The 12589-nt window shown below is 36.6% G+C and carries 11 protein-coding genes; 5 read left to right on the top strand and 6 right to left on the bottom strand.

What is annotated here, in order from left to right; genetic code table 11:
* The first annotated feature begins 108 nt into the window (after positions 1-108).
* From MTF66_RS14165 to MTF66_RS14155, 3 genes are all read left to right on the top strand, one after another.
* Complete coding sequence (locus tag MTF66_RS14165) at positions 109-825, top strand: enoyl-CoA hydratase/isomerase family protein (RefSeq protein ID WP_248527532.1); 717 nt, start codon at positions 109-111, stop codon at positions 823-825.
* Between the two features lie 271 nt (positions 826-1096).
* Complete coding sequence (locus MTF66_RS14160) at positions 1097-2101, top strand: alpha/beta hydrolase (RefSeq protein ID WP_248527531.1); 1005 nt, start codon at positions 1097-1099, stop codon at positions 2099-2101.
* A gap of 69 nt (positions 2102-2170) precedes the next feature.
* Positions 2171-2722, top strand: a complete 552-nt coding sequence (locus MTF66_RS14155) for a hypothetical protein (RefSeq protein ID WP_248527530.1) — start codon at positions 2171-2173, stop codon at positions 2720-2722.
* A gap of 1379 nt (positions 2723-4101) precedes the next feature.
* Here MTF66_RS14155 and MTF66_RS14150 read toward each other — a convergent pair.
* From MTF66_RS14150 to MTF66_RS14130, 5 genes are all read right to left on the bottom strand, one after another.
* Positions 4102-5889, bottom strand: coding sequence for a hypothetical protein (locus MTF66_RS14150; RefSeq protein ID WP_248527529.1), 1788 nt, complete (start codon positions 5887-5889; stop codon positions 4102-4104).
* Positions 5890-5974: 85 nt separating this feature from the next.
* Positions 5975-7210 carry a hypothetical protein gene (locus tag MTF66_RS14145; RefSeq protein WP_248527528.1) on the bottom strand — a complete coding sequence of 412 codons (1236 nt, stop codon included), beginning with the start codon at positions 7208-7210 and terminating at the stop codon, positions 5975-5977.
* Positions 7211-8042: 832 nt separating this feature from the next.
* Positions 8043-8756, bottom strand: coding sequence for a hypothetical protein (locus MTF66_RS14140; protein WP_248527527.1), 714 nt, complete (start codon positions 8754-8756; stop codon positions 8043-8045).
* Positions 8757-8850: 94 nt separating this feature from the next.
* Positions 8851-9129, bottom strand: coding sequence for a hypothetical protein (locus tag MTF66_RS14135; RefSeq protein WP_248527526.1), 279 nt, complete (start codon positions 9127-9129; stop codon positions 8851-8853).
* A gap of 195 nt (positions 9130-9324) precedes the next feature.
* Positions 9325-9660: a hypothetical protein gene (locus MTF66_RS14130; RefSeq protein ID WP_248527525.1), complete on the bottom strand. Its 336-nt coding sequence runs from the start codon at positions 9658-9660 to the stop codon at positions 9325-9327.
* 446 nt (positions 9661-10106) lie between these two features.
* On the opposite strand from MTF66_RS14130, the gene MTF66_RS14125 reads away from it, so the two are divergent.
* Together MTF66_RS14125 and MTF66_RS14120 are read left to right on the top strand one after the other, a co-directional pair.
* Positions 10107-10418, top strand: a complete 312-nt coding sequence (locus MTF66_RS14125; RefSeq protein WP_248527524.1) for a hypothetical protein — start codon at positions 10107-10109, stop codon at positions 10416-10418.
* Positions 10419-10473: 55 nt separating this feature from the next.
* The gene (locus MTF66_RS14120) at positions 10474-10875 is read left to right on the top strand and encodes a hypothetical protein (RefSeq protein WP_248527523.1); all 402 of its coding nucleotides are present in this window, start codon (positions 10474-10476) and stop codon (positions 10873-10875) included.
* Between the two features lie 311 nt (positions 10876-11186).
* Here MTF66_RS14120 and MTF66_RS14115 read toward each other — a convergent pair whose 3' ends face one another.
* On the bottom strand, positions 11187-12170 hold the full coding sequence (locus MTF66_RS14115; RefSeq protein WP_248527522.1) for a hypothetical protein: 984 nt from the start codon (positions 12168-12170) through the stop codon (positions 11187-11189).
* Between the last annotated feature and the right edge of the window lie 419 nt (positions 12171-12589).

Genomic DNA, 12589 nt, shown 5'->3' with positions numbered 1-12589 from the left:
CCAAAAGAGAAGTGCCCCTAAATTCACAACTGGTCAGACTTGTGGTTTATTTTGTTAAACCGATGGTATATAACTATGCCCACAACACAATAAAATTAAAGGCACAGCATGACACTGATGAATGTAAGTACACAAGGATCTGTTGCTATCTTAACTATGACAACAGCTGAAAATCGCCATAACCCTGCTTTTGCAGAGGCTTTTTTAAATTGCCTTGACGAAATCGAACGTAACCCTGAACACAAAGCTCTAGTGATCACTTCAAGCAGCGAAAAATCATGGAGCTTGGGCATAGATACCGATTGGCTTATGCCCGCATTAAAAACACAAAAATTTGCTGAAGTAAGTGGCTTTATGCACTCAATGGATGCGGTATTTAAACGCCTATTACTGTTCCCAATGCCAGTAATCGCAGCGATAAATGGCCACGCATTTGGTAATGGTGCAATTTTATCTTGCGCTTGTGATTTTAGATTTATGCAAAGCGATCGTGGCTTCTTCTGCTTTCCAGAAGTTGACTTATCAATCCCGTTTTTACCGGGCATGCTCGCCTTTATTAAAAAAGCCATACCAGACTATCGTTTTAACGAAATGATGCTAACTGGCCGTCGCGTTACCGCAGGCGAACTTGCCACGGATCATGTTATTGAACAAGCCTGCCCAGACAGTGAAACCTTGTTAAATAACGCCCTAGAATTTGCCAGCCAATTCGATAAAAAACGCGCTATTTTCGCAGAGCACAAAAAGCGCCTACACAAACACATCATCGACACCATTGATATAGAAAACAAACCGATCATTGATGCCGTTCAGTTGGTTGTTTAGAAAACAAAAACTTTAACTGGACAAAGGTGTCTTCAAGTTGAAGGCACCTAAACCAAATCATTAAAAACAAAATAAAATACAACCCAATTAACCCAGATAAAATTCAAAAGCGGTTTTAACAAACCTAATAAAAAGAGACTAAATATCTTCACAAAAATCTCTAGCTGCACCATAAATATTACCTATTTTAATAATAAAACACCCAAAAAACTTGATCAAAAAACAAACAGAAACAACTTTTATATTTACCAATATAAAAGGAGTTTTAATCATGCTTTCGAATTTAATCATATGTACTAGAGATACCAAAAAGAAAGGTAAAAAAGAGTTTTTCATTTCAGAACCTGGTGCTACTAGATATCTAGAAGTAAACGATGGAAATTTTAATCCCCACCCTACTGAAACAGCTTTAAATAGAGGTGAATGGCTTGAAAAAGTAATTAACAGGGCAACTAATAATAGGAAAAGAGTTCACCCCAAGGGGCACCCACTTGAAGGGTATACCTACGGTGACATCCTAATATTTGTACATGGATATAATAATAGTATTAAAGATATTATGATTCGCCATGACTTATTACAAAAGAACTTAAACAAGCTAGGGTTTAAAGGTGCGATAGTTAGTTTCGATTGGCCCAGCGCTAACGCTGCACTAAACTACTTAGAAGACAGAAGCGATGCCCTAAAAACAGCCGAGAGCTTAGTAAAAGACGGCATTATGCTTTTAGCTATGAATCAAGCTAATGAGAATAATCTGAAGTGCGATGTAGATATTCACTTGATTGGCCATAGTACTGGTGCTTATGTAATCCGGGAAGCATTCTACAAAGCAGACCAAAACAGAAAACTAGAGCGTATAAACTGGAATGTCAGCCAGGTAGCTATTATTGGTGGCGATATTTCTAGAAAATCAATGCAAAGCGATGATAAAAAATCTAGTGCTTTATTCGCTCATGCGACAAGAATTACTAATTACCAAAATCCAAGAGACTCTGCTCTAAAGCTTTCAAATGTTAAACGCTTTGGTACGCAACCACGAGTTGGCCGTGTTGGAGTACCTGATAACAGCCCTTCCAATGTAGTAAATGTCAATGTAGAGAAGCACTGGTTAACATTGGAAAAAGTTAAAAGTAATGCTAACTGGTCACACTCTTGGCATTTCTATGATGATTATTTTTGCGAAGATCTACTTTTTACAATTAATGGTGACTTAGATAGACACTCAATACCAACAAGAGTTGTTGAAAATGGGAAGCTTTATCTAAGAAAAAATTAAAAAGCACTTATTTTTTAAGTTACTTCATAACATTAGTTGCAAACTTCTTACTATTTAAAGGAGTATATAGTGGAAAAGAAAAATAAAGTTTGGAATAGCCTCGAAATAGCAAAATTAATTGTTGGAATTGCCATGCCAATTTCCATAGCTTCTTTTGGTGTAATAACTAACATGACATTACAGGAAAGTAATCATAATTTTAGTTTGAATAAAATTATAATCACAAAGAGAGCAGAAATATACGAACAAATTGGCGAAAAGCTAAACAATATTTATTGCTATATTGAAGAGGTGGGCGAATATAAAGATATGACTCCAGAAACAATCTTAAAATATCGCAGATATTTGAATACTAAAATGCATTCACATAAAGCTTTTTGGTCACCTGAAACATTTGACTTGTACTTAAACTATATGGATAGGGAAGCTTTTGCTCTATGGCAAGGAGAGGTAACAGATGCACGTATAAAAGATGACCCAGGACAAAAAAGATCTCTGTCCTCTTGGCAAGAAGATTGGAATAATAGATTTACAGGAATGGAAAGTCCGACTCACAAACAATCGTATGAGTTACTTTTAAACTCCATAGCAAATGATCTAGGAATAAATAACTCTCGTTAAAATAGTCCAACAAATCTGGCCCTTAATGGGTAATTTAATTTCTAAAGACAATAAAAAGGCCGCTCTGAGAGCAGCCTTTTTCATATTTGGTGGAGCTGGGGGGATTTGAAGGCGCGTCCTTAGCTTAATTTTAAAGGGCTACAGCAGTGCTCGTGCATTCATCGTGCAGTACCTTTTCTAGGCTTCCCTTTTACTTTATAAAATATTAAAACATGCCAACCAAAAGGTAGGCATGAATCTATGCGATAACAGCTGCACTCTTGTTTGGTTAAGTTTGCCGTTAATTTTAAATATGACCATGAAGGGAAAACTTTATTTTGTTGACCCCATAATATATTTAAAGGTTCTCAAAAAAATCAGCTATCGAGCAATCAAACAAATGATAGAAATTCTGTAACTGTGACATGTAAGGCCGGATTATACTATTTTACAATAGTCAAAAAGTAATACAGTTTGGCTGAAAGAGTAACACAGTTTTCAAACTCAAACATGGGTTATATCCGCTAAGGTAGAACCCATGTTATTGAGCTACGATTTTTTCCCACAGCATCATCGTAGTTGAAAGAATAGGTTTCACTGTTATTTTTATTATTTCAAAGACTGTGTATAAATAATCAACGAACCGCCAAAATGCCAAAGCAACTGCGGCGACACCAAACGCTAAAGCAACTACGACGACACCAAACGCTAAAGTAACTACGACGACACCAAACGCTAAAGCAACTACGACGACACCAAACGCTAAAGCAACTACGACGACACCAAACGCTAAAGTAACTACAACGGCACCAAATACTAAAGCAACTACGACGACACCAAACGCTAAAGCAACTGCGACGACACCAAAAGCCTAAGCAACTAAGACGACACCAAAATATGAGTTTGTTTTTCAAGCATGGTAGATAATATTTCGATATTCCCCCACATCAAGGTCGTAGTTGAAAGCAGGAATATTGCTCATTCACAATAATGTAAATAAGCACTATTACGGCAGAAATTCAGTCATAATATTGCTTATTTACACTATTACAAACAAATTCAAGAATAGGTGAAAGCATTTTAGACACTCTCAAGCCTGGTTAAAAAATAGGTATTCAAAAGCGATAGTTTTCGGTATGTCCACAGTATTTTGTTGTAGTTAAAAATACTTATTTAATAATTGCTTATGTTAATAAAATACCATGTACTAAAACTTAAATACGCTTGATAAAACTGTGGCCAAAATCAGTAGACAACTACAAGTTCGGCAAAGAGTGAGAAGCACACGGCCACTCTAGCGCGTTTTTGGACAAAAACACGTTAGAGTATTTATTCGGTAACGCCTTGCTCACCGGAAAATTGGGAGCGCAGCGAGCAATTTTTCCGCGTGCAGCAACTTGCTATACCTGTTTCACGAAAAATTCAGATTTACTTTTTACTGAAGAGCTCAACTTAACACCAACCTCTCCTGTTTCTACTTCATCAAAATCTTGGTCATTTACTCTAAGAGATATTATTTCAACTTTGCTGTATTGATCATTTTTCTTGACGTACAAACTTGCTCCTTTAGTCAGCCTAATTCCATTAAGATCTATGATAGCTACAGTGCCAGAAGAAAAATATTCCTGAGGAATACCTATAGATACAAGGCTCTTTGGTTTTAATTCAACAAGCCCGTATTCAAAAAGGCAATCACGAACTTCGTCCTTTAGAATCACTCCGCTTTCAATTAAAAAATATGCATTATATAAATCATACGTGGTAAGCAGCCCTCGCTTGTCTAATACAGCATCATTTATTTGGTTTTCAGTGAATGGAGGGTTATTTCTTGTTTTTGGTGGCATATACCTTTGATGATTTACAATATACAACCCGTAAACATCAAACTTGTTCCTCTGCTCTGCACGTCGATATCTTATTTTACTAATTTGAGAACAATCTTTATCAGTTGATGTTCCGCCAACCCCTTTGATTTCAACAACTAAAAACCTATCCTCGCAATCTACCTGAATATCTTCTTCAAGCAAATCTGGGGTCGTCTCATCAAGATTAAGAACGTTAGGGAACCCAAGCCACTTTAGATAGTGTTCTACAGCCGAAACAAGTTTATCGCCAGACTCTGATATCAAGTCTCGTAGAAAGGAGTAATTCTCCTTAACTGTTTCAATTGATTTCTCATTAGCTTCAACTTCAGCTATGTACCACTTTTCGATATCAGCCCTCTCATCAATCAACTCCGCTTCGCCAGGCAACAGGTACTCTCCGTTGTCAAGCCAACCAAACTGCCCATGATAAGGAAAGAGGTTTGGGAAAATTTCCGACAAGTAATTATTGAACAACTCTAATAAAAAGGACCTCTTATCCTTAATGCAAGGAAAAACTAGGACAGCACCTTTGGAATGGGCATGATAAAATGAGATTATTTCACCATCGTTATTGAGCAGTAGGGGTATGAAATTGTTATCTTTAATCTGCTTATTGCTGTTATCCCAATGGGTTGGGTGATGAAATGCTAGTTCATAATTTGAACCAACAGAATATTTCAGAAGTAAGGATGTTAATTTTGTATCCTTATCTGGAGATTTCATTTTTTTACCAGTTTTATTGTAGCAATAAGGAAAACCGTTATAAAACTGAGTGTTATTAATGTCCGTTTGGTTAGTAATTCTATTTTCGTAGGAGTTTATCTCAACTTGCTGGTATCTGACAGTCTCCTGTGAGCTAGCAAACACAATAACTATTGATTCCTTCTTCAGTATCTCATTGACTTCTTTAGAAAGAATTCTTGTCGCATATGCTCTCGGGTTAAATATTTTTTCCGGGAACGCACTGAGAAGAGCATGTGCAGAGTGCCCTGTTACATTATCCAGTGAAATTTGAATACTCTCGTAATCAACCTCTTCATAGAAATCCATATTAAATACAAGAATATCGTGCTCATGTAAGTTAACAGGCAGAGAATAGTTTAGCTTTAAAAAGTGTTGCTGGTCTCTTCTATCATTGGGTACTCGAACCATTTTACCTAATGTGCCTTCGCTACAGTTGTACGAAGCATCTTTGAAACCTTCTAGGACTGATTCATCTAGATCAAACAGACAGATCTGAGGAGATTCATGAATAGATTTTTCATCTGTTTCCACTTTGACTTCTTTCTCTTTCGTTGAATCTTGTTTCTTTCTTCCAAACATCTAAAATCCTTTTAAATAGGTATAACGCCCGCAACACCGGAGAAATTGGAGCGCAGCGTAAATTTGTTCCGCGTGATTGCGTTTGTTAGGCATTTTGTAGCTGACCAAGAAGCTCATCTTCCATTTCTTTTAGCATGAACTCCTCCTTTTCTAAGAACCATTTTAAAGAGATAAATTCCAACCCTAGTCTTCCAACGTAATGCTCTGATGCAATATAAACAAAGGGCTCTTCATAACCATCAACCACCTTAGAAAAAACAAAGCCAGCATCTTCAGACATCACGATATCTAAGTCGAAACCAATGTCTTTAAACATTGTTTTAAGAATAGAACCATCAATAACAACAAATAGATACACCTCACCAGTCAAAAAACGGTACAGAGATTCTGCATCTCTTATAGAAAGTGTAAATGGATAGTAATTGTCCCATCGACCATCTGTTTTAGCTTGGTTTAGCATATAAACCAAAGGCTCTTTAATTCCATCGAATAGATTATCATAATCGGTAATAGTCCCCGTTTGAATTCCCATATAATGCAACCCTGGTTCTGGGCAAATCTTGCAGGACTTTTCATTTACAAGAGTACGAATAACATCATTTATCTCTGCATTATGATGTTTTTCATCTTCTGGGAATGCTACACGCCTCATACCGTCTAAGCCGCCAATAGATCCTAGATCATTTTCAAAATAACAATGTATTTTTTCAATCGATTCAATTTGTCGCTTTACTCGCTTATTCGAGTTTTGACTAGATTTCACCTCAATAACGTGAGGGTCACTTGCACCTAGAAGACAAACATCACCATGCCTTATCGAGTTGGTGATATCACAAAGGACAGCAGGTACATTGTGGTCAACGGCACTCATGACAACTTTCCACTCCTCTTCTATTCCTTCTTTCCCACCAATAAACCCGGATTTTTGTTTTATTTCAGGTGAATCTACTTCAAAGAGAAGCCGCTTGAGATTCCATTTGCTAATGTATTTAAAAACAATACCATCACCAAAACATCTCCAAACATAAAGCAGATATTTATAGCCAGCTAATGATTCATTTACGTTAGAGATCTTCGACTTAATTTCAATAGATCGTTCTTTACCATTTCTGTTTGCTCGCAGGGATTTCTTTAGCTCTCTTAGCTCGGCTTTCTTTTTACTTATCCTTAGTTCTGTATCCAATATCCTATCGAGAATGTATTTTTGAGCTTCCAGCAGAGGAGTAAAATCATTACTTGATGGATCAATTTCATCAAGCATATCTTTCAAGGTAAAAATATGCCTCTTGTAATATTTCAACATGCTCAGATTTGAATCCATAAATTACCTAGTGCCTAACAATTTTATAGTGCGCCCGTCGCGCATCTTTCTGCCGATGTAACGCGCATGTATTAATAAATGTATTTTTAACAAATACCGTAATGCATTGCCAACTATAATATTTTATTGACGCTAAAGAGATTAAAAAAAAGAAAATGCGCTCGTCGCTCATTTTCTTGAATTTGGGAGCACAACAACATAAAAGTTAGTGGAATATCAGATTATGGAGTAGAGCCAATATCATTAGATGAATAAGACTGTATCTGATAGCTCAAAGCCGACCTATAGGGTAATTAAGTTAACTCATCTTGGGGCAAAACCAATTTGCAAAATATGCAATTTGCTAACTCGAAAAGGGGCAGAAACGAGTTACATCTTAATGTCCTCAATTGGCAAATATGCGACTGTCAGGTTTGTTTGAGTTCTATTGTTCAAATCTGACAGTTCAAGTTAAAGATCATTCATCAAAGCATACCGAAATAAGTTAAACGTAATCAGTTTTATCATTTTTTTTAACATTATGTATTGAATATAAAACCGTGAAGGTTAAGATTAGTGCAGGAATAAACCAGAGCAATTCAATAAACATTTTCACCCCTTAGAGCTTACTTTTTCATCGTTGCTGATTGAATTCATAGTGTCCACACTCTTTTTTGTCAGTAAATAATATGCATGACAAACACAAACAATCGTAATAATGAACGCGAGAAGAATATAGATACTTAGTGTCACAGCACTTTCCTTACCTCAGCTTTGTTATAGCGAAATACTAACTATTAGTAAGTAACAAATATACTCAACAGAAGCCAAATAGCAATTACTTCCCTCTAAATCAGATAACGTTACCGTTTACATCAACGAGAGTTATGGCATCGATATCATAAATTCCCAGTTCAACGTCTTTGTAATAAACATCATCTGAGACTTGGTAAATTAGTCGCCAATCTAAACCTTTAGTATCCACAGGATAATAGCCAGTTGCTACCCACTTATTGCCTTTAGCATCAACAGCAACAGCCCCTGGTATAAATCGCTCAGCGTTGTTGTTTAAACTATCTATCCATTGAGTTTCAGTTTTATAACCTGTTACAACATAGCCTTCTCCCTTGACAGAAGTATCGAGATTGGCATTTCGATAATTTTGGGTTGCTAAATACTCAGGATCGACACAAAGGTTATCATTTTCGCGCATAGCTAGGAATTGAATTTCCGATGATGAAGCTATGGTTAACCCATATTTATCTTCAATTTTATCATTGAGTTTGCTTATCGTTCCATGCAACGAGATTTCTTCAATAGTTGGTAAATCATGAAGGTAATCCCACATGTTTTTCTGTATTTTATAGTGATCATGCTCATCACTAATAATCCACCGTCCATTCTCATCATAAAGCGCTTGAATGATCAGATAAGTGTCATGTTTGGCAGCTAAAGTTCGACTACTCAAACTTAACTCAACATGGCCGTCTACTAGGTAAAATGCACAAAATCTTGGTGACGGACAATTAGATTGTTGTTTATTCTCAAAGTGCTCGAAATTATTCAAGGGACTACTACTCGCATGACAAAAGTAAACTAAAACATATTATTCAAAAACACGTTTCCAAAATACAATAAACAGCTTTTCCTGCACTAACCACTTAACCTAAAGAAACAATATTCATATTTGCATCTATTTCAAACTTGAAGCGATTTTTAATCCCGTGGGGTATCGACAAGTTATGGGTTGGTTTAAAACGAAAGAACTCGTCTTGGCTAAAACTTTGGTCGGGATCATCTTCGAATATCATTAAGTCGATTTCTGCCTCTTCACAATAATATTGCTCCAAATCATCTACTGAAAGCTTTGAAACGATATCGGTATAAGTTGAGTCACTGTAGCTAACAGCCCACCGCACATAGAACTTTGGTTTAACCATTTTATTCCTCTAATCAATTTACGCGTTGGTAATAGGTTAAAGGAAACAAGGATTCCGAAATACATGAAAATGCCCACCAAAAGGTGGGCATCAATCTATGTGGTAACAGCAGCACTCTTGTTTGATTAAGTTTGCCGTTAATTTTAAATATGGCCATTAAGGGAAAACTTTGAGTTGTCGTCCCTCATTGTAGATTTAAAGATTCTCAAAAAAATCAGCTATCGAGCAATCAAACAAATGATAGAAATGCTGCAACTGCCCCGACTGCAATACATGCTCTCTTACGAGGCTTTTAAATTGCCTGAGCACATAAAAGTTAGACTGAACAAAAACGTTGGTTATTGGTCTATGCTCTTCAGGCAGCAATTCAAACATTCCCGAACTCAAGACTATGAACTCTTGCGACATGACATAGTTGCGAACGTAATAAATATAGTCAGTACCCCTTTCGTAAAGCGCAATATAGTCCTCATCATAGGCAATGCTAGGTTGCTGTTGTGTTAGCTCGATTGATTTTAAGTTAGTGTTCACTGTGATCTCCTAAAATTTAATAACCTCAGAAGTAACTAGCTCCACTATCAGAAAATTAGTGTTAATTATCTTTTATATACTTAGCTTCAAGTGTTTTTTTTATCACATAGTAAACCGTTATAAAGACGAACACTGTTGCTAAACCAACACCTGCGAAAAACATTACATCAATCATTACGCATCCATTTTTGCATCGTCTCTACATTTTAGTGGAGTATTACACCACTGCCAAAACGTTTGGTTATTTTGTTTACACTCTTTATAAACCCTAATAGCCTCATAAATGAGGTAGCTTAAAAACAATACCCATTCCATAAATTAACTCTTTTTAGCTGTTGTTTGGTTTTTTAACTTTAATGAAAAAAACTTAGAATCAAAGCATTTTACAAATTTTCCTCAGCCTGCTCCTTGATATCAATTCAAGCAAATTAAAAGGAGACAGCTTTATGAAGAAGAAACCACTAAAAGGCTCATATATGTGCTTTTTAAACGAAGAACTTGGCCGTGCAATTGCTATGACTGAGCATTCTATAGATTCACAACATTTAACGAGAAAAAAATTACAAGGGTTTGACTGGTATAGTATGTTTGATTATCAACTAGAACATTTGCACCCAGCTGAAAAAGACGCACTGGCAAGAGTTGCTAAACTATTAGCTGAATTGGCTTTTGAAACCCAGCAGTACGACTCACGAAAGACCAGTTTACATCAAATAATCCTTTCCTTGGATGAAATTAATAGCAATGAAGCTTATTAATTTTCCAGAGATGAACTTAATTATTCATGAGGTTTATCAACTAAGGACTTACACCATGAGTAATAAGACAGAAAATGATCAAACACCTTTTATTCATTTATTCACTAGAAAAACACGAACGCCTGAACATTGGTGTGATCGGTTTAGGGTGTGCTGGTATTTTAATTCAGATTCATTGGACTATATTTACGAGCACAAAAATGAGCGCTTTCAAACCAATGGCTTCGTATTGTCTAAGAGCTTGCTGGAACAGCTTCCTGAAGAACTTCAGAAGAAGTTTTTCGAACCGAAAGAACGAGGTCTAATCTTCTGTGTTTTTGGCGAATTGATGCATGAATACCTTCAAGCAGGCAGTGTTAGTGATAGCGAGTTTATTTCAACTTTTGGGGTATCTAAGTCTCGGTACTTTAACGAAGAAGCGTTCAATGAATTTGAGGAAATGATCGAGTTTATCTAAGGGCTGACTATCAGCCCTTTTTTTATTAATTCACAGTTACAAACTCAAACAATACCAAAAAACTTCTCTCAATATGGCGCTAGTTATATTTAAGTGCAGGAACCAAAAAACTAACTTTTCTCTATGTCGCTGCCATGCTTTTTTAGTGCAGCGGCGAACGTATTGAAAATTTGATAAACCTCAGATCGAATTTTTACATTGGTTCGACAAGCAATGAGGTTGCTTGTTAAGTATTCTGGATTGTTCAATATGAATAATCCAGAATACTGAATGCTAAGGTCAAAATTCAAAGGGGCTAAATGCCCCACAGGTCAATCTGTATGTGAAATACCAAGCACTACCCCAGCATCTTTAAATCCATCTAAACGCAACTGCAACACAGTATCTGATGACGACTTTGCTAATGCCGTCAGCTCATCTAACTTTTCTAAATAGCCTTTAACATTGATTTCTGAAGTTTTTACTTCGTCGGTTAGTTTGCGATCCGAGTTAAACATTAACTCATAAATATGACTGCACTCATGGGCTTTGAATTTTATGTTATTTTTTAAAATAGTGACTTGTTGGTCTGTGAAGGCAAACTTAGTTGTTGTAAAAATACGCTGGTGAGTTTTCTCAATTTGAGTGAGGAACCGTTGGCGATGGCTATACATAAACACTTGGCTGTAAAGTCCATCACTTAACTTAATTTGTTGGTAGTATTTATCTAATATCCTTTTACGAAGCTCACCATTACCTTTATTTTTAGAATTAGAAGTTTCCATTTCAATAGCGACATTGGTCTTTGTTCCTGCAAGCCTCACAATACCATCAACTAAGCGATCATCATTTTTGCGTTGCTCCAAGCACAAGGCTAACTCGCGCTCACTTATCAAACCATCTATTTTGTTATCACGAAATAGGCTTATCATCACAAGCTGAATACTGAGATCATGAACCAAGTTTCTTTCATTGATTCGGCTTGCATCTGACTTCAGATGTAATTCTTGCTGTAATAAAAACTCAGAGCATCGAATACCTTCGCTAGTTAAAACTATAAAGGCTTGGTCGGTATTACCGAATGTTTGGTGAATATGTAAAAGCCCTTTACGCTTCATTCTATTTACGAGTTTGTTAACCGCTTCACGTGTTAATGATAATAACTGTTGCAGTACAGTTTTACTGCTCAGACCGAATCGACCAATCCAGGTAATAACAGCATCTTCTCTTATAGAACCGAGTTGGGCTGGGTTAGTAATGTCTGATGTTTCAAAATAGGCTAACGGAAGTTGTAAGTATTTTTCGATTTGTTTCATGCTTCATCCTTGTTTTATTGAATCTAAATTACCAAGGTTCAAACCATGCCAATTATCAGCACAGTAAGCATATGCCTTGCATCATGCTAGGGCTTTGCCTTGCTAAGCAGTCTGCTTAACAAACTCAATTTATCCAAATTGAGAAGAACTTCGTTCTTTTAGTAAATCTCTTACACGCCAGTGTTTACGCGACTTGTCGCTACACTGGCTCTTCGCACTTCGTTTGTCGGTATTAGATTTATTCGGAGTCAGCTACCGCTGATCAAGCGCCTTCTCACCCGTCATTGTTCAGGGGAAGAGGCATAAATGCACCTGTCCAATTCGGTGCCGCTATCGCGTTGTGGCTGGCTATCACTTTGCTTCGCAGTGATAACCAGTTTTGCTTAAGCAAAATTCGAACGCGCTTGATCTGCGATGCT

It is taken from the genome of Pseudoalteromonas sp. 2CM39R (genome assembly GCF_023161845.1).
This window is presented reverse-complemented; position numbering and strand designations above follow the sequence as displayed.